14 protein-coding genes are annotated in these 19,279 nt (G+C 47.3%); all 14 read right to left on the bottom strand.

Translation table 11 applies throughout. The annotated features are described in order from the left end of the window. Positions 1 to 50: 50 nt before the first annotated feature. The 14 genes from CCC70_RS02425 to CCC70_RS02360 all read right to left on the bottom strand — a co-directional run bounded on the left by CCC70_RS02425 (position 51) and on the right by CCC70_RS02360 (position 19,261). On the bottom strand, positions 51 to 2,972 hold the full coding sequence (locus CCC70_RS02425; protein WP_287084178.1) for a L,D-transpeptidase family protein: 2,922 nt from the start codon (positions 2,970 to 2,972) through the stop codon (positions 51 to 53). A 52-nt stretch (positions 2,973 to 3,024) separates the two neighbouring features. After that, a complete protein-coding gene (locus CCC70_RS02420) occupies positions 3,025 to 3,288 on the bottom strand; it encodes an HPr family phosphocarrier protein (RefSeq protein ID WP_015527424.1) in 264 nt (87 codons plus the stop codon). 58 nt (positions 3,289 to 3,346) lie between these two features. Beyond that, positions 3,347 to 4,648, bottom strand: coding sequence for a CdaR family protein (locus CCC70_RS02415; RefSeq protein WP_287084177.1), 1,302 nt, complete (start codon positions 4,646 to 4,648; stop codon positions 3,347 to 3,349). Next, positions 4,629 to 5,513 carry a diadenylate cyclase CdaA gene (cdaA, locus tag CCC70_RS02410; RefSeq protein ID WP_015527426.1) on the bottom strand — a complete coding sequence of 295 codons (885 nt, stop codon included), beginning with the start codon at positions 5,511 to 5,513 and terminating at the stop codon, positions 4,629 to 4,631. The genes CCC70_RS02415 and cdaA overlap by 20 nt, the downstream gene beginning before the upstream one ends. Positions 5,514 to 5,555: 42 nt before the next feature. After that, entirely contained in the window at positions 5,556 to 6,665 is a 1,110-nt protein-coding gene (locus CCC70_RS02405; protein WP_022426958.1) for a hypothetical protein, read from the bottom strand. Further along, positions 6,662 to 7,096, bottom strand: a complete 435-nt coding sequence (locus CCC70_RS02400) for a hypothetical protein (RefSeq protein WP_015527429.1) — start codon at positions 7,094 to 7,096, stop codon at positions 6,662 to 6,664. Before CCC70_RS02400 ends, CCC70_RS02405 begins: the two co-directional genes overlap by 4 nt. A gap of 147 nt (positions 7,097 to 7,243) precedes the next feature. Then, the gene (locus CCC70_RS02395; RefSeq protein ID WP_287082979.1) at positions 7,244 to 7,951 is read right to left on the bottom strand and encodes a ComF family protein; all 708 of its coding nucleotides are present in this window, start codon (positions 7,949 to 7,951) and stop codon (positions 7,244 to 7,246) included. Beyond that, on the bottom strand, positions 7,948 to 10,221 hold the full coding sequence (gene recD2 / locus CCC70_RS02390) for an SF1B family DNA helicase RecD2 (protein WP_287084176.1): 2,274 nt from the start codon (positions 10,219 to 10,221) through the stop codon (positions 7,948 to 7,950). The genes CCC70_RS02395 and recD2 overlap by 4 nt, the downstream gene beginning before the upstream one ends. Positions 10,222 to 10,346: 125 nt before the next feature. After that, entirely contained in the window at positions 10,347 to 11,330 is a 984-nt protein-coding gene (locus CCC70_RS02385; protein WP_022426956.1) for a rod shape-determining protein, read from the bottom strand. A gap of 132 nt (positions 11,331 to 11,462) precedes the next feature. After that, positions 11,463 to 14,312, bottom strand: coding sequence for an excinuclease ABC subunit UvrA (gene uvrA / locus CCC70_RS02380; protein WP_059086148.1), 2,850 nt, complete (start codon positions 14,310 to 14,312; stop codon positions 11,463 to 11,465). A gap of 154 nt (positions 14,313 to 14,466) precedes the next feature. Continuing rightward, a complete protein-coding gene (gene hemW / locus CCC70_RS02375; RefSeq protein ID WP_287084175.1) occupies positions 14,467 to 15,603 on the bottom strand; it encodes a radical SAM family heme chaperone HemW in 1,137 nt (378 codons plus the stop codon). Continuing rightward, a complete protein-coding gene (locus CCC70_RS02370; protein WP_021651885.1) occupies positions 15,593 to 15,979 on the bottom strand; it encodes a hypothetical protein in 387 nt (128 codons plus the stop codon). The genes hemW and CCC70_RS02370 overlap by 11 nt, the downstream gene beginning before the upstream one ends. Before the next feature lie 11 nt (positions 15,980 to 15,990). Further along, entirely contained in the window at positions 15,991 to 17,799 is a 1,809-nt protein-coding gene (gene lepA / locus CCC70_RS02365) for a translation elongation factor 4 (protein ID WP_021651884.1), read from the bottom strand. An 82-nt stretch (positions 17,800 to 17,881) separates the two neighbouring features. Then, positions 17,882 to 19,261 carry a stage II sporulation protein P gene (locus CCC70_RS02360; protein ID WP_270389563.1) on the bottom strand — a complete coding sequence of 460 codons (1,380 nt, stop codon included), beginning with the start codon at positions 19,259 to 19,261 and terminating at the stop codon, positions 17,882 to 17,884. Positions 19,262 to 19,279: the final 18 nt, after the last annotated feature.

Genomic DNA, 19,279 nt, shown 5'->3' with positions numbered 1-19,279 from the left:
TCGGTCTTCAGTTATTCTATATATTTCTTTCTGGTACTGTTCGGTAAAGATCACGGAACTTCCGGGTCTGTAGGATCAAAGTTTCCGGCTCCACGGAAGGTTGCCAGCGGTCTGCGGCCTAACGGTCCCTTGAAGGATTCATTGTTAACGTAATTTCCGCTGCTGTAAATGTGGATCGTAGAACCGTTACAGTTCTCAAATACCCACTTCGCATCAGCCACACAGGTACGGATACATCCGTGAGATGCAGGCTGACCAAGCTTCAGGTACTCGCCTGCCGGAAGATTATAAACACTCCTGGTCGATCCGGCTACGGAATGGATAAAGATTCCTCCCTGTCCGCATCCGTCAACATGTGTTCCATACTGTCCCCAGGACGGTCCCATCAGTGGCTGCCATCTCAGACTGCGGGTCAGTCTGTATGTACCATCCCATGTAGGTGTTCCGGAGAGACCTACAGAAACACGGATTGTCTTAACAGGAATCGTCTTGCTACTATTTGTGTATACAGTCATAACACCGTTGGTCTTATCAACCTCCAGGTAATATGGTCCTCCGTAAATATTTGAAACATCATTGCGGCGGTAACCGTTCTTATCAAAGTAATACAGTTTTCCATCGATCCATCTGCTTGTATTGGTCAGATACTTGGAACCGCTGTCCGGATCGATATATTTGACCTGATCATAGTAATCGCTGACGATCACCCAGCCGGTGGAAAAACGTCCCTGGCTGTCCAGATAACCATTTACGGAACCACGCTTCATGGATTTATTTGTCACAACGGTATAGTTCTGCAGATAGTACCAGTATTTACCTACCTTCTGCCAGCCTGACTTTTTCAGAACACCGTTGCCGCCTGCATAATACCACTTATTCTGGTAACGGATCAATGTACTCTTGTACATCCAGCCTCTGTGCGCATTGGCATCTGATGTTGCAAAGAAATAGTATTTTTTGCCGATCTTTGTTTTTCCTGTTGCAAGCTGTCCTGTGCTATTAAAGTAATAGCTCTTTTTTGAGGACTTGTTTGTTATCATCTGGCTCTTATAGTGGTTTCCGTTTTTGTCAAAGTAAAACCATCCGAAGAACTGGCCTTTTGCGTCGGTCACCTTCTGCCAGCCATATTTTTCAACAACTTTTCCTGCTGTGCTTCCGAAATAATAAATCTTGTTGGATGCACCCGGGCAGCCATGCCAGCAGTTCTTCCAGGAAACTCTCTGGCCATTGCCTCCGAAATAATATCTGCTGCCTTTATACTTCACAAGTTTTTTTGTAATGATGCGGCCCTTGCTGTCTGAAACATAATATGCGTTATTCTGCGCCTTCGCCATTGTATTCGTCATAACATAGCCGCTGGCATTCAGCATATATCGATATTTCTTGGACATTACAGGTGATACATAAACTCCATGTTTCATGATCTGTCCACGTGTGGCAGCCTTCGGACTACAATAGATAAAACGTTTCTGATTTTTGCTGTTTAAAACATATGTCCATCCGCCATAAAAAAGCTTTCCTGGAATCTCTCCTGCCTTTGATGCCGGCTGGAAGTAATACTGATATGTTGTGGAACCGGTTGTCAGCTTCAGGATTCCTGTTCGCGGTTTTCCGTTACGCATCAGTGTATAATAAGCATTTCCGATCTTCTTGATCTTGCCTACAAGGTTCTGAGCCTCTATGGATTTGTAATCACCCTGGGAATTATAATAGCGGAAAACAGTTCCTGTCCATAACCAGTAATTTCTCTTCTGCTGGCCAAGATTGGATGTCCACGGTGTGATTGCTTTTCCGGTGGAATCCGAATACAGGGAAGCTTTGGAGTTTTCGAGGAAATACCATTCTGTCTTCTGTGTTCCGGTATAACCTGCTGCACCTGGCTCACGGGTCATACGGCCGGTTACCAGATATCCGTCTTCATTAAAAAGATAATATCCCACATGTCCGTTGGTATTGATCTTAAGAAGACCATCTTGCGCAGTAAAATAATTATCTTCGATGGAACCTGTTTCTGATACCTGAGAAGCGTTCCCTTCATCCTGGGCAAGAGTCTCTGCGTTATCTACGCTCTCTGATGTTTCGACTGCCGTCTCTGTTTCTGCGGGTGCTGTCTCTTCGGATGTCTCCTCTGCAGACACTACATCTGCGGATGCTGTCTCTGCAGAAGCTTCTGCTGCGGATACTTCCTCTGTAGAAACTTCTTCTGCTGCAGTCTCCTGCTCTCCTTCTGCTGACTCATTCTGGAGTACCTGAGCCTGCTCACTCTCTGCTGCACCTTCCGGAAGCTCTTCAGTCTGCTGTACCTCCTGTGCTGCTGCAGCTGTTTCATCAACTGTTGTTTTCTGCTCTTCTTCGCTGCTTTCTGCAGGATACTCAGAAGCTTTTCCCTCCGGAGCTGCAGATGCAGCAACCTTCTTTTTGCGGAGTCTGTAAAAACCGTTTGCAGAAACCCAGTCACTTGTCTTGGCAACGACTACACCGTTTACCAGTGATGCTCCGGTAGCAGAAGTTTCCTCTGCCTTGTTATTCTCTACTTTGTTCTGTACTGCGGTATCTGCTGACGGTGCATCCAGTTCCTGTGCATCACCTGCACTGAAATCATCGCCCGGATCTGTACTGTCTTCTGTTGTCGCATCCGGTGCTTCTGTAGCCTCCGGTGCTTCTGTAGTTTCCGGTGTCTCTGTAATCTCCGGTGTTTCTATAACATCCGGTGTCTCTGCGGGGTTCTCCGGTGTAACAGGTGTTTCTTCTGAACTGTCTGTACTGTCAGTACTACCTGTCTGATCCGCTTCTGTCTCCGGCTGCTGTACAGTCGTTTCCGCTTCATCACTGAATACATCCTCAGCCGGATCGCCGGCTGTCTCTGCTGCCATCTGCACGTCTGTACTTTCCAAAGCCGCAGCGCCGGCTTCCAAAGTTCCGCCCATGCATAATGTCAGACTGAGAAAAATTGCCACAACTCTTCTCTTCACAATAATCCCTCCTGATCATGCTGCTGTAAATAATTATTGTATCTGTTACGTATCATTCGCCCAATCCGCCTTCGATAAGAGCCACAAGCGCATCTATCGCAGCCTGTTCATCCTCACCCTCGCAGACCAGTGTGATCTCATCCCCGCTTTTAACACAGGCACCCAGAACACTCAGAACACTTTTGGCATTCGCTGTACCTCCGGCATACTGAAATGTTATGGACGATTTGTATTTTATTGCCTCGCCGCACAAAAGCCCTGCGGGACGAAGATGAAGCCCTGACGGGTTCCTGACCGTTACCTTATAACTTAACATTGCTGCTGTCTCCCTTTATATTACTTATCCTTCAAGCCTTGTCCAAAGCTGTGATTACTTACTGACTGCTGCTGTCTACATTGGAAACCTTGGAGATTTTGATCTCGGCGGTTACATCCTCCAGCAGCTTGTAGCCTTCCGGAAGGCTGATTTTGATCGGTACTTCGTAGCTGCCCTCCTCCCAGTCATCCATGGAAAGTGCTGCTCCTACCGACTTCAGATCAAATTGGGAAAGATCTCCTTCTTCCGCCTGCACCTTCAGTTCAATATCTGCAACTTCAAATGCCAGCTGCAGATCATCAGGCAGACCCTTTACTTTGATATCCTCTGTCGGGAAGCTGTATATCTTACTGCCCTCCGGCAGGATATTGACTGTGATCCAGAGGTCCGTACTGGATCCGGATGTCAGCTTGAGGCCATCCGGAAGAAGCTCTGACAGGTTTACTTTCTTTTCCACGTCATTGCTCTTTCCTGAAATATCCACATTCTCATTGTCTAGATAAATGGTATTTCCCTGAAGTTTCAGATTGTTCAGTGCTTCCTCACTTCCGGCTACGCTGAAAGTCTCCGGTACTGTTGTGACACTATCCACAACATAGCCTTCTGCTGGTTCCCCTGTATATCCCGCACTGATCCGTATATCAGAACGCACCTTCCAGAGCTTTGCCGTAACATTGACTTTTCCATTGTTATCAAATTTCAGATAGCTCATGGAATTTGATGAAAGAGTGTCCTGATTCTTATCTGTGATAGTCAGTTCTGCGTCCGTGATCATCGTATCCTGATCGATCCCGTCAAGTTTTGAACTTACATCCACACTCACACTATCTATTTTACCAACCAGAGATTCCGGTCCTGTAATACGGACTTTTTCCGGATTCGCGGTGAGCGAAGCAATCTCCAGCCCCTGTGCCGGCTTGCTGTCATCACTGGTAACATTGATCGCAAATTCTTTGGTCACCTTTTTTTCCAGATGGACACTCAGATTCTGCGGTGATACACTAATATTTTCCGGCAGTATCCCGGAGCAGGTCGCTGTAATGGGAATCATTACAGGATCTGTATCGGTAGACTGGGCCTGCTGCAGATCCGCAACTGCCTTAATATCACTTGAGGTGAGACGGTTGACTGTCTTCCGATCACCTGTAATATAAACACGTACTGAATTTTCACGGTCATCCTGCATGACCATCTCACCCAGCTGATCCACATAAGCTTCGTTGATGATCTGCACATCTGAGATCACAAAGCCTTTCGTAATGATAGGGTCATCAACATTTACTACGATCAGCCACACCAGGATTCCCACAATAATCGACATGATCTTCAAAGGGATGTTCTTAGTCAGATTTTTCTTCATGTTTCACTCTCCCTTTCAGCAGATTTCTCAGCTTACCGTTGTCAACAACCTTTTTATTCTGAGCAGAAACAAGTACTTCACGAAGCTGCTTGCTGTTAAGCCCTCTGGATAGTTCTCCGCCTCTGGCCACTGAAACCTGTCCTGTCTCTTCCGAAACAATGATCGTAAGAGAATCCGTAGCTTCGCTGATACCCACACCTGCTCTGTGTCTTGTTCCCAGCTGTTTGCTCAGTTCCATATTATCTGAAAGAGGCAGATAGCAGGTTGCTGCTACCACACGGTTCCCACGCACGATCACCGCTCCGTCATGAAGAGGTGTATTATGCTCAAAAATATTGATCAGCAGCTGACTGGTAAGGATACCGTCAATATTGATACCGGTTCTCACATATTCGTCAAGCCGGATCTCTTCCTCGATCACGATCAGTGCTCCGGTCTTAACTTCACCCATATCAAAACAGGCCTTTACCAGTTCGTTGATAGTCTTGTCATTGAAACGCTCCTGCACTTCCCTGCCGGAATCAAAGGGAATAATGTTGGAAACAAACTTCTTCTGTCCCAGCTGCTCCAGCGCCTTCCTCAGCTCCGGCTGAAAGATTACGATCACACCGATCACCAGCACATTAGCCAGGTTCCGGAAGATCCAGAGGATCGTATTCATTTTGAAGATATATGCGACCAGGATAAATCCAAGGACGATCAAAATGCCCTTCAGAAGGGTATATGCACGTGTAAATTTGATCCATGCCATAAACTGATATACAAAAAAGGAAATCAGTCCGATCTCAATGATATCTATCACGCCAAATCCCGGAAGGGAAATCTTCCCCAGATATCCGGCCACAACTGTCAGCACATTCTGCATAAGTCTCCTCCTTTCTTCCTGAGCTATTCCAATCGTTCCTGTTTAAAGATCCTTCAGCGATTCCTCCAGCTGTTTTTCGAAATCGATCTTGTCCAATCCCTGCGGTTTCTCACTTACTGTATTTTCGGAAACCATATCCGGCATCTTTACTGTATGCATTTCGTTCTTCTCAGGAAATACATCATCACTGAAAGACACAACATTGTCTTCTTTTTTTTCTTCTTTTACCGGCTCCGCATTGATCTTTTTGATGCTTCTCTCAGAAGTGGCGACCGTTGCCTTCGGAACGGCTTTTACGTAGTAATAGTACTCATCATCCTCATATTCCAGACGTTCTGTTCTGCTGTAATCTCCGCCAAAAACAAAGAACTCCAGAACAAATCCTGCCAGTACGGAGATCACTGTGGACAGGATCATCGGCACCATGGCTACCGTAATACTAATGCAGAAATCTCCGGCAAGGATAACCAGGATATAGATCACGCCGCCGGCAATGACAGCAATCCTCCATGCATAATCAAACGCCCGTGTTCTCAGAAGGTTCACAAACAGGATCACTACCACAAACGCGATCACCGTGATCCACATTGCCCAGTTGTGGACAAGTCCGTCAGAGATCAGCTTCAGTTTTTCTGTGATCTCTGCGGCAGGATCACTGAGTGCCGCCGACTGTGCATGTACAAACCGTATAAAATAATAGATCACAACACCGCATCCGGCCGGAAGCGCTGACAATGCACTACCCAGCAGGCCTGCTCCGATCGGCATAAGTGCAGGAACACCAAATCCGAAGGAAAGTGGTGTAAGGATCATTGCAAGATTCTGTGACCTGCTGAATCTTAGGAACAGGATCAGCATAAACAGAATAAGAAGCAGCATAAATCCTGCCGTTTCGATCCCGACTGCATAACAGTGCCCGATCATCAACGCAAATCCCATAAACATCATCACGGAAACCGGAAGGATCGAACATACAAGCGCCAGGATCAGGACAACAAAAATATTATCCAGCTGTTTCATGTAGCCCATATTGCTGTTGATCCAGAGAAAATAGGCAAATGCCAGAACAAACTTCAGGACCGGCAGTATATATACTTCATATTGTCCGTAAAATCTTTTGATATTCTGTTTGATCTCAAGTAAAGCTGTCATTTTCTATGTCCTCCTGCATTTCTCCGGACCGGATTTCTTTTTTCCTCCCGCCCGTAGATTTTTTCCAGTCTTGTAAGATCCTGATAATATTCCCTGACACTTTTTTTTGCCCGGAAATATTTCACAGAATACTGGATGTAGGTCAGTATCGAATATACAACAAGCACGATCAGATAACCGACGATGATATAGATCCCAACCTCGACCAGATTAATCTTATTCACATTATCCATAAGATATTCGCTGAAATATGCGGCAACGCCTGCAAGTCCCAATATATATCCGATCGTTACCAGAAAAAAGTTTCTGATCAGTGCAAGTCCAATATAATCACTTCGATAATATCTGCTCACCGGAAGATACTTCCTGCCTTCTCCATGCTCATACATGGCCAGACGGTTCATGATCTTCACTTTTTCTTCATTTACCATAAAAATAACTCCTCATAAGCTTTCTTTATCAGGAAAATCCCCGATATATGATCTGCATTACGCTTTCCATACAGTTATACTGTTTAACTGCAATCAAATTTATTGTAGCATAGTTCCATACCTATGAAAAGTGTTTTTTCGGCTGTTTCATGCCCTTCCTGCGCATATTGTCAGAAAATAAACTTTCTCTGCACCGGCCTCAAGAAGACACATTGCCATGGCATCTGCCGTACTTCCTGTTGTGTATACATCATCCACCACAAGTACAGAAAAACCTGGGATCTTTTCGGTTACCTGATATGCATTTTTCAGGTTCTGACGCCTCTGTATGGCATTAAGTTTTTTCTGAGATCTTGTGCTTCGTATCTTCTTTACCAGATGCTCATTCCATGGGATCCCTGTAAGAACACTGAGCCTTTCTGCCAGATATGCTGCCTGGTTAAAACCTCTCATCCTTTTTTTTCTGGGATGCAGAGGAACGGGAACGATCAGATCAGGCTTCCACCGTTCCAGATATTTTTTTCCGAAGATGCTCATTGCCTTTGCATAAAAATCCCCATATTCCCGACATCCGTAATACTTAAATCGTACCAAAGACTGTCTCCAGACCTCTCCGTACCAGAAAATACTTCTGCCCTCCGTAAAATAATGGGCACCCTTGCGGCAGTCTTCACAGTATTCCTCTTCCATTTTTACCGGTCTTCCGCATTTCATACACCTGGGACCGGATATAGGCCTGACCTTTCCGGAACACTCCGGACAGATCAGCCGGTCTTTTTCTTTCAGTATCTGATGACACAGCGGGCATTTTTTCGGGTAAAGCATGTCCAGTAAAAAATCTGCTGTTTTTTTCAAGAAAGTCCTTTCTCCCCGATGGCGCTCTCCTTCTGTTCAGATTCATCCAGCTCCCGGATCCGTCTGTCCAGAGAGCTGTATCTCTGCTGCTGTTTTTCATTACGGATCATCTCCGCAAAAGTGGTCTCGCTGCCTACTACGGTAACACATTTTCTGGCTCTGGTCACTGCTGTATACAGAAGATTCCGATTCATCAGCATCCTTGGTCCGGAAAGGATCGGAAGGATCACTGCCGGATATTCTGAGCCCTGGGACTTATGTATGGTCACTGCATAGGCAAGTTCCAGTTCCTCAAGCTGTTTGAAGGAATATTCTGCCTGTCTGCCATCCTCAAATTCCACGGTGGCCGTTTCCGCAAATTCATTGATCTCCGTCATAATACCGGTATCTCCGTTAAACACGCCCACACCTTTATCCACAGGAATCTTGTATCGTCCAAGGATTTCCCACTCCAGCTGGTAATTGTTCTTCACCTGCATCACCTTATCCCCTTCACGGAAAAGACGCTGTCCGATCTCTTTCTCCTTTTTCTTTTCATCCGGCGGGTTCAGATATCTCTGAAGGATCTGGTTCAGCCGCTCCACACCTAAAAGTCCCTTGCGCATAGGAGTGAGCACCTGGATCTCATAGGGCTTTGCATCTACATAACGCGGAAGCTTCTCCTGGATCAGTGCGATCACCACACGGATAATGATATCCGCGTCATATCTTTTCAGAAAAAAGAAATCCCGGCTCTTGTTATTGATGGTCACCTGCTCGCCCCGGTTGATCTTATGGGCATTCACCACAATATCACTTTCAGATGCCTGGCGGAAAATCTTTTTCAACTCTACTACCGGAAAACAGCCGCTGCGGATAATATCCCTCAGAACATTTCCCGGGCCTACACTGGGAAGCTGATTTTCATCACCTACCAGGATCAATCTGGTCCCTGCTGTCACTGCAAGAAGCAATGAATGCATCAGTGCGATATCTACCATGGACATCTCATCAATGATGATCACATCCGCTTCCAGCGGATTCTCCGAATTCCTGTCAAAATGAACTGCACGGCCTTCCTGCTCTTCCTCCGGCATTCCATTCAGCTCCAGAAGTCTGTGGATCGTCTGAGCCTCGTATCCGGTAGCCTCTGTCATTCGCTTGGCTGCACGGCCGGTGGGAGCTGCAAGCCGCAGCTCAGCGCCTTCCTCTTCAAAATAACGGATAATCGCATTGATCGTTGTAGTCTTTCCGGTTCCCGGCCCGCCGGTCAGAATGAACAGACCATGACTGGCAGCTGCCGCCACTGCCTGTTTCTGCATTTCATCTAACCGGGTTCCTGTCTCCTTTTCGATCCTGTTGATCCGTTTCGCCATCATCTCCTCATCTTCCGGGCAGAGGATGTTCAGCTCACAGAGCATTCTGGCTGAATTCAGCTCAAGATAATAATATCGTGTGGGATAGACAACTGCACCGTCTTCTGTTTCTTTCAGGATCAGTTTCCGGTCTACTACCATATCCATGAGATGTTTTTCCATATAGGAGGAATCTACTCCCAAAAGTCCGGATGCCCTGGAAAAAAGTTCCTCCTTCGGGAGATAGATATGGCCTTCTCCTGAAGCCTGTAGGAGAGTATACAACATTCCGCTTCTTATCCTGTAATCTGAATCTGTATGGATCCCGATCCGGGAAGCGATCTCATCTGCGATACGGAATCCCACACCACTGATATCCTCTGCAAGGCGATACGGATTCTCCTGCAGGACTCCATATACAGTCTGCCCGTATTTCTGATAGATCTTTGCGCCGAGATTCAGCGATATCCCGTATTTCTGGAGAAAGATCATAGCGCGGCGCATATCTGCTTTCTCCGTCATCTGTTCTGCGATCTCCATGGCCTTTTTTTCGCTGATTCCCTTGATCTCAGCCAGCCGCTCCGGCTCTTCCTCTACAATACGCATAGTATCATCACCGAAACGACGTACGATCCTGGCTGCCAGTGCCGCTCCGATCCCCTTGATCGCACCAGAACCCAGATAACGCTCCATGGCCAGTGCATCCTCCGGCATTTTTTCTACGTAGGAGGCTATCTGAAACTGCTTGCCATACACCGGATGTGTTGTATAATTTCCGGAAGCTTCAATGGCAGCCCCCTGGGTAATCGCAGGAAATGTCCCCACACAGGTCAGTTCCCGTTCCTCTTCCATCCCTTTCAGTACCATGACCGTATATCCATTATCTTCATTTCGGAAGATCACATGATCTATATATCCTGTAACTGTCTCACTCATTTTTTTCTCCATCTGTAAACCTCTGATAACAGCAAAAGGCACTGCAGCTGCAGCGCCTTATCTGTATGAGTTTCCTGCGGCAGTCTCTTCTCTGACCCTGTGCCGTCCGGACGCCTCATAACGGTTTACATCCTTGACATGATTTCCGCATATTTTCCTGTTCCGGCAGCCACTACAAGCATTGCATCCTGCACAGTCAATGTGCTGACTCCTGTTTTCTGCTCGATCAATGCATCCATTCCATGCAGCATGGCACCTCCGCCTGTAAGAACGATTCCTCGGTCCATGATATCTGCCGCCAGCTCCGGCGGTGTTTTCTCAAGAACGCCATGGACTGTCTCTACGATCTGTCCGGTCGTTTCCCGCAAAGCGGTCCGGATCTCCTCAGAAGTCAGTGTTGCCACCTTCGGAAGTCCTGTGATGATATTTCTGCCCTTGACCTCCATCGTGCGAAGATCCGCTTCTTCACTGGCTGTTCCGATCTTGATCTTGATATTCTCCGCTGCATCCTCCCCGATAAAGAGGCTGTGCTTCTCACGTACATAATTCATGATCGCATGATCAAAATTATCTCCTGCAACCTTCACAGATGCGGAAACAACCACACCTCCTACGGATACGACCGCAACATCCGTGGTCCCTGCACCGATATCCACGATCAGATTACCAAATGGCTTGGTGATATCTACACCTGCACCAATAGCAGCAGCGATGGGCTCGTCCACAAGAAAAACTTCCCTGGCTCCTGACTGATAGGCAGCTTCCTCAATTGCTTTACGCTCAATCTCCGTGATCCCGCTCGGAACACTGATGCTGACTCTCGGTTTCCGGAACGCTCTCCGTCCCATAGCCTGTGAAATAAAATATTTCAGCATCTTTTCCATTACATTATAATCTACGATCACACCTCTTCGGATTGGCCAGATCACTTCCATATTGGAAGTCAGATGGCTTGCCATCTGTCTGGCTTCCTCACCGATCGCTCTGATCTTCTCTGTATCTTTATCATAAACAACCACAGAGGGCTCTCTTAAAACAATCCCCTTGCCTGTGGAAAACACCAGACTGTTTCTGGTTCCCAGATCGATTCCAATATCCTTTGCCGGCATAAATCCTCCCGCCTGCGTCATACACATTCGTATGCTGACGCATTTCTGACTTATTCTGTTCCGGTCTGTGCCGGAACGTTCCCGCACTTCATTATATACAAAACCACAGAAATTGAAAAGAACTTTTACCGGTTATTTCTGTTCCAGATATTTTTTCACATATTTACCGGTGTAGGAAACCGGATTCTCTGCTACTTCCTCCGGAGTTCCTCTGGCAATTACCGTTCCGCCTCTGTCACCGCCTTCCGGTCCGATATCAATAATATGATCCGCCGTCTTGATCACATCCAGATTGTGCTCAATGACCACAACGGTGTTTCCTCCTTCAGACAGACGGCGCAGGATTTCGATCAGCTTGTGGACATCCGCAAAGTGCAGTCCTGTGGTAGGCTCATCCAGGATATAGATCGTCTTTCCGGTACTGCGCTTGCTGAGTTCTGTGGCAAGCTTGATACGCTGTGCTTCTCCTCCAGAAAGAGTGGTGGAGGGCTGACCCAGGCGGATATAGGAAAGCCCTACATCATACAGGGTCTCGATCTTTCTCCGGATCGACGGTACATTCTCAAAAAATGTCAGTGCTTCTTCCACAGTCATATTCAATACATCATAAATGCTCTTGCCCTTATACTTCACTTCCAAAGTCTCACGATTGTAGCGTTTGCCCTTGCAGACTTCGCAAGGCACATATACATCCGGAAGAAAATGCATCTCGATCTTGATGATTCCGTCACCGCTGCAGGCCTCGCACCGTCCGCCCTTGACATTAAAACTGAAACGGCCTTTCTTGTAGCCCTTTGCCTTGGCATCTGCGGTGGCTGCAAAAAGATCACGGATCTGGTCAAAAACTCCGGTATATGTGGCAGGATTGGAACGGGGAGTTCTTCCGATCGGGGACTGGTCGATATTGATCACCTTATCCAGCTGATCGATACCCAGGATGTCATCATGTTTCCCGGGGATCACTCTGGCACGGTTCAGGTCTCTGGCAAGTCTCTTGTACAAGATTTCATTGATCAGAGAGCTCTTACCGGAGCCGGAAACACCTGTGATACAGGTCATCACTCCCAGAGGAATATCTACGTCGATATGCTTCAGGTTGTTCTCTGCCGCACCCTTTATATGAAGAAATCCGGTTGGTTCCTTCCTCACTTCCGGTACCGGGATCTTCAGCCTTCCGCTTAAATAAGCTCCTGTCACAGACTGCTCATTTTTCATCAGATCCTCAGCTGTCCCCATTGCGACCAGTTGTCCGCCATGTTCTCCGGCTCCGGGGCCGATATCGATGACACAGTCTGCAGCACGCATGGTATCTTCATCATGCTCCACCACGATCAGACTGTTGCCAAGATCACGGAGACGCATCAGTGCCCCCAGAAGCTTGTCATTATCTCTCTGGTGAAGCCCGATACTCGGCTCATCCAGGATATATGCAACCCCCACAAGCCCGGATCCGATCTGTGTGGCAAGACGGATCCTCTGAGCCTCTCCGCCGGAAAGGGTTCCGGTAGCTCTTCCAAGTGAAAGATACTCCAGGCCAACCTCTGCCAGAAATCCAACCCTGGCACGGATTTCCTTCAGAATCTGCCTTCCAATAAGCTCCTGCTGCTTTGAAAGCTTCAGATCGCGGAGAAAGCCCTGCAGCTTCTGTACCGGCATATTGGTCACTTCATAAATATTCTTATCCGCCACGGTCACTGCCAGGGACTCTTTCTTCAGCCTCTGTCCCTTACATGTGGTACAAGGAGTAATCCGCATAAAACTCTCGTATTCCTGCTTCATAGCCTCGGAACCGGTTTCACGGTATCTCTGCTCCACATTGCGGATCAGTCCCGGGAACGCCACATCGTAAACGCCCTCTCCCCGCTGTCCTTTATAATAAACCTTCACAGAATGACCGCCGGTACCATGGATGAGGATATCCTGGACCTTCTTCGGATACTCGCAGAAAGGTGTATCCAGAGAAAATTCATATTCCCTTGCCAGGGCATCCAGGATTGCTCTGGAAAAACTTCCCTGCGTAGTACAGGACTGCCATCCGAGAACAGCGATAGCCCCTTCATTGATACTCCGTTTCTTATCCGGGATCATCAGATCGATATCAAATTCCATCTTATATCCAAGACCCAGACACTGCGGGCAGGCACCAAATGGATTATTAAAGGAAAAGCTCCTGGGTTCGATCTCATCAATGCTGATGCCGCAATCCGGACAGGAAAAACTCTGACTGAAATTCAGAAGCTTCCCGTCCATAGTGTCTACTACCAGCAGACCATCCGCCAGATCCAGCACGGTTTCAATGGAATCGGAAAGACGCTTCTCTATTCCCGGTTTCACAATAAGTCGATCCACAACGATCTCAATGTTATGTTTGATATTCTTATCCAGCTTGATCTCCTCAGAAAGCTCATAGAGATTTCCGTCGATCTGCACTCTCACATATCCGCTTCTTCTGGCCTGATCCAGAAGTTTGACATGGGTTCCCTTGCGGCCCCGCACTACCGGTGCAAGAAGCTGGATCTTCTGGCGTTCCGGAAGCGTCATGATCTGATCCACCATCTGATCTACCGTCTGTTTGCGGATTTCTCTTCCACATTTGGGACAGTGCGGGATTCCCACACGGGCATACAGAAGTCGGAAATAATCGTAGATCTCCGTTACCGTACCCACTGTAGAACGGGGATTCCGGTTCGTTGACTTCTGATCAATGGAGATTGCCGGCGGAAGGCCCTCGATACTCTCCACATCCGGTTTCTCCATCTGTCCCAGGAACTGCCTCGCATAGGAAGAAAGTGACTCCATATAACGTCTCTGTCCCTCTGCATAAATGGTATCAAATGCAAGAGATGACTTACCGGAGCCGCTGAGTCCGGTAAGTACCACAAACTGGTCTCTGGGAATATCGACGCTAAGATTCTTAAGATTATTCTCATTGGCTCCGCGTATCCTAATAAAACGCTTCTTATCGTTTGCTTCTGCTGACATGAAAGCCTCCTACTCTGTCCGGTCATAAAAAATACTCCGGTATTCTTCTCAACAGCAGAATCTACCTCTCTTATTCCGCTGTAAAACTTCTGATTTTTTATCAGTATACCGTCAGAACATCCGTTCGTCAAGGTGAAAAAATCGACAAATTTTTCTACAGCAGAAAATCCGCCATCACTCCATTGCTCACATGGATTCCCTTTCTCGAAAGATATATCCTGTCTCCTTTTTGTTCCAGCATTCCGATCTCCAGATGTTTTTTCAGGACCTCTCCGTAAACGTTTTCCATATTTTTTCCGAAATATTCCGCAAACACTTCCATTGAAACGCCCTCTGTCATCCGAAGCCCCAGAAACATAAACTCAGCCATCTCATCTGCCTCTGTAAGGCTTTCCATATTCTGGCGGATCTTATCCGGAAACGCACTGTTTCCAATATATTCCTTCATATCCGCAGTATTGGAAAAACGCATATGATCCAGAAGTGAAGACGCCCCAAGTCCCAGTCCCAGATAATCGATCCTCTGCCAGTATCCCTTATTATGGCGGCATTCCCGCCCGCCTTTCGCATAATTGGAGATCTCGTACTGATGAAACCCATATTCCTCCAGGATCCCTGCCGTATTCTCATACATACGGTACTCCGTATCCTCATCCGGCAATTTCAGCTTTCTCTCCCCGAAAGGAGTGCCTTCCTCAATGATCAGACTGTAGGCGGAAATATGTTCCGGCGAAAGCCCTGCCACCGTGCGGAGATTTTTTTCCCAGTCTGCATAGGTCTGTTCCGGAATGGCACTCATCAGATCGATATTGATGTTGGAAAAGCCTGCATCCCTTGCCATAAAAAAGCTCTCCTGAAACTCTTCCCACGTATGGATCCTTCCAAGGATCTTTAATTCCCGATTCTGCGGGGACTGAAGTCCCAGACTCAGCCGGTTGATCCCGTGTTCCAGATATATCTGAAGTTTTTCTTTATATAAAGTCCCCGGATTTGCTTCGATGGTGATCTCAGCATCCGGGGCCATAAAAAACTTATTTCTGATCTGATCCAGTATCTCTCCCACAAGAGACGGATCCGGCACGGAAGGTGTTCCTCCGCCGATAAAAACTGTGGTGATCTCCCTGTCCGAAAAATCCGGAACAGCAGCGATCTCCCTTTCCAGAGCCTGGAAATATTCACGCTGCCTCTCTTTTCCTGCAGGTCCGGAAAGGAAATCACAGTAATCGCATTTTTTTACACAAAACGGAATATGGATATAGAGCTCCAGCGGTTTTTTCGCCTTATTCTCCATCCATGGCTCCTTCCTCTCCACCACTACCTGATGTATCATTATCCTCATCGGAGCTTGTATCTTCACCGGCACTATCCGCATTATCCGTACTTCCGTCTGAAGCAGCCGGTGTCGGTGTCACGCCATCGATCCCCAGTGCCTCGCTGCCGTTTTCTGCCAGGTACTCATTGACCATTGTCAGATTTCCATTGCTCGTCACTGCATCCGGATCTACGGTTTTCGGATCAGGAGTGGCAGTCGGTTCCGGCGCTGTACTGATTTTGATCACACTTTCCTCTTCTGCATTTTTCTTCTTTGAACCACATCCGGTAAGCAGAGCTCCTGTTATAGCCAGAAGTCCTGCTGCCAGAAACAGTTTTTTTATATTTTTTTTCAAAAAGTCATCTCCTATTTATCATCCAGCTTCAGGACACTCATAAATGCCTTCTGCGGAATCTCCACGTTACCTACCTGACGCATACGTTTCTTACCTTCCTTCTGTTTTTCCAGAAGCTTCTTCTTACGGGAGATATCTCCACCGTAACACTTGGCAAGTACGTCTTTACGCATGGCTCTTACCGTCTCTCTGGCAATGACCTTGCTTCCGATAGCTGCCTGGATCGGAATCTCAAAGAGCTGTCTCGGGATCTCGTCTTTCAGCTTCTCACACATCTTTCTTCCACGCTCGTAAGCAGTATCTGCATGCACGATAAAGGAAAGAGCATCCACTTCTTCTTTATTCACAAGGATATCCAGCTTTACAAGCTCACTTCTCTCATATCCGTCCAGTTCGTAATCCAGGGATGCATAACCTCTGGAACGTGATTTCAGTGCATCAAAGAAATCATAAATGATCTCGTTCAGCGGCAGTCTGTATTTCAGGAGTGCACGGGTTTCTTCCATATATTCCATGCCTTCATACTGACCACGTCTCTCCTGGCAGAGATCCATGATCGCACCAATGAACTCTGTGGTTACCATGATCTCCGCCTTCACCATAGGCTCTTCCATGTATTCGATCTCTGAAGGATCCGGAAGGTTGGTGGGATTGGTCAGCTCGATGATCTCACCATTGGTTTTATAGACCTTATAGATAACACTCGGTGCTGTAGTTACAAGATCCAGGTTATACTCTCTCTCCAGACGCTCCTGGATGATCTCCAGATGAAGAAGTCCCAAGAAGCCGCAGCGGAAACCAAATCCAAGGGCGACCGATGTCTCCGGTTCATAATAAAGGGAAGCATCGTTGAGCTGAAGCTTCTCCAGCGCGTCACGGAGATCGCCGTACTTGGCACCATCTGCCGGATAAAGGCCACAATAAACCATAGGGTTTACCTTCTTATATCCCGGAAGTGCCTCTGCACAGGGGTTGTCCGCATCCGTTACCGTATCACCCACGCGGGTATCACGGACATTCTTGATGCTGGCTGTGATATATCCGACCATACCTGCTGTCAGCTCGTCACACGGGATAAACTGACCCGCTCCAAAATATCCAACCTCCACAACCTCCGTGGTGAATCCGGTCGCCATCATATGGATCCTCGTGCCCTTTTTCACACGTCCGTCCTTCACTCTGCAAAATACGATAACACCCTTATAAGGGTCATAAACAGAGTCGAAGATCAGAGCCTTCAGAGGTGCATCCACATCCCCCGCCGGCGCCGGGACCTTATTGACGATCTGCTCCAGGACCTGGTCTACATTCAGTCCTGTTTTTGCGGAGATCTGCGGTGCATCCTGCGCTTCAATTCCGATCACATCTTCGATCTCATTGATAACACGCTCCGGATCCGCACTTGGAAGGTCGATCTTGTTGATCACCGGAACCACATCCAGATCATGGTCCAGTGCCATATATACATTGGCAAGTGTCTGAGCTTCGATTCCCTGTGCTGCATCCACAACAAGGATCGCTCCGTCACAGGCAGCAAGGCTTCGGGAAACTTCATAGTTAAAGTCCACATGTCCCGGGGTATCGATCAGGTTAAAAATATACTCATTTCCGTCTTTGGCTTTGTATACAATACGAACCGCCTGGGATTTGATGGTGATTCCTCGTTCTCTCTCAAGGTCCATGTTATCCAGAACCTGGGCCTGCATTTCCCTCTCGGTAAGAAGTCCCGTCATCTCGATGATACGGTCCGCAAGTGTTGACTTGCCATGGTCGATATGTGCAATGATACAAAAATTCCGAATTTTACTCTGGTCTATCATTCAGGAAGTCCTCCTTAAATTTCTCTCGTATAAAGCGTTCAGAACGCATATTTTTCCATACTGCTCTTTATCATATCATATTTCAGCCTTCTTTGTCACTGCCTTTCAGAACTCTGTTTAAGATATCTGCAAATGGTTCCATGGCATTTCGGACTTCCTCCACGGTATTTGTCTGTGCTCCGGCCTCCAGAAGCAGGGCCCGTGGCTTAAGATGCAGATTATAGCGAAGACCTGCCAGATAGATCCCCCGGTAAAGATCGGGGTAATACTGTGCCGCCTGATATTCCAGCTGAAAGGAAAATGCCAGATTCTCTTCTATGTAAGGATTGGGCAGATAACTCACTGCCCCCTGACTGACTGTATAGCTTAATCCATTATAAAAAAGCAGCTGAGCAGTAGGTTTTCCATTCACCTGCGTTACCAGATGACGCTCATCCGGCACACCATCTCTGTGAAGGTCGATCACAACTTCAATGGTGGGATTTTCTTCCAGCACTTTTTCTATGGATGCCCTGGCATAATCATAAGCCTTACTCCTGTCCAGTGTTCCTCCCATCATATCAAAGGCATCTGTTATATGAATGACCTGGTATCCATATGTTTTTTCCAGAAGTTCAGTAAGATGATCTCCCACTCCCACGATGGTGTCCTCAGTCTGTCCTTCCCTTGAATCTGCAAAAGCCTCCTGGGAATGGGTATGATAGATCAGGATCTGGGGTACCGATGAATCCTTTTTAACGGACAGATCCTCCTTCAGAAAACGGGGCGCACTGATCTGCTGTGCATTCGTCTCCGTATTGGAATCTAATATAAAAAACTGGTTCATCACATAGTCAAAATCTGCCAGTTTCGCCTGAGACAAGTCAATCTGCGGATGTGGCAGTGCCACAGTCTCCTGTTCCTTCGCAGTATTTTCACCGGATCGGTTCTCCTCTGACGGAGGAGTCTCCGGTTCTGTGTCCCCCGGCTCCATAGCTTCCTGTTCTGAACCTCCCGGCTCTGTAATTTCTGGCTCAGCAACTTCCTGTTCTGCATTTCCCTTAACAGTCTCCTTTTCATTTTTTTTGCCGTCAGGAGATTTTTTCTCTGCATCTTCCGCTTCTTTCTTTTGAATTTCTTTTTTCTTTTGAAGCTCTTCATTCTTCTGAAGGGCTTCTTTCTTCTGAAGGGCTTCTTTCTTCTCCACTTCTTCCGCCTCGGCCATCAGCAGCGTCTCCTGCTCTTTTCGGTTCTCTGCTTCCACTTCTTCACCCAGATGCTCTGCGTTTTTTTCCTGCAAAAGCATCTCTGTTTCCCGGTCTCTGCCATTTTCCTTCTGCAGAGCTTTCTTTTCCAGAAAGCAATACAGCGGCAGCTGTCTGTAGATCTCACCATGCCTGAAAAAATCTCCCGGAAGGACAGCCACCACGCCCAGGAAGATCAGGCTCAAAACCACGCAGAAAGCCCTCTGGATATTCGTCACCCACGATCACCTCTTATG

The organism is Blautia sp. LMAG:89 (assembly GCF_008679485.1).
GTDB lineage: Bacteria > Bacillota > Clostridia > Lachnospirales > Lachnospiraceae > Blautia_A > Blautia_A fusiformis.
Note: the sequence above shows the minus strand (reverse complement) of the source record. Positions and strands in the feature narration are given on the sequence as shown.

Coding starts and splice junctions, on each gene's coding strand:
- CCC70_RS02420 (WP_015527424.1), bottom strand. CDS start 3,288: ATGTTAAGTTATAAGGTAACGGTCAGGAACCCGTCAGGGCTTCATCTT.
- CCC70_RS02415 (WP_287084177.1), bottom strand. CDS start 4,648: ATGAAGAAAAATCTGACTAAGAACATCCCTTTGAAGATCATGTCGATT.
- cdaA (WP_015527426.1), bottom strand. CDS start 5,513: ATGCAGAATGTGCTGACAGTTGTGGCCGGATATCTGGGGAAGATTTCC.
- CCC70_RS02405 (WP_022426958.1), bottom strand. CDS start 6,665: ATGACAGCTTTACTTGAGATCAAACAGAATATCAAAAGATTTTACGGA.
- CCC70_RS02400 (WP_015527429.1), bottom strand. CDS start 7,096: ATGGTAAATGAAGAAAAAGTGAAGATCATGAACCGTCTGGCCATGTAT.
- recD2 (WP_287084176.1), bottom strand. CDS start 10,221: ATGAGTGAGACAGTTACAGGATATATAGATCATGTGATCTTCCGAAAT.
- CCC70_RS02385 (WP_022426956.1), bottom strand. CDS start 11,330: ATGCCGGCAAAGGATATTGGAATCGATCTGGGAACCAGAAACAGTCTG.
- uvrA (WP_059086148.1), bottom strand. CDS start 14,312: ATGTCAGCAGAAGCAAACGATAAGAAGCGTTTTATTAGGATACGCGGA.
- hemW (WP_287084175.1), bottom strand. CDS start 15,603: ATGGAGAATAAGGCGAAAAAACCGCTGGAGCTCTATATCCATATTCCG.
- lepA (WP_021651884.1), bottom strand. CDS start 17,799: ATGATAGACCAGAGTAAAATTCGGAATTTTTGTATCATTGCACATATC.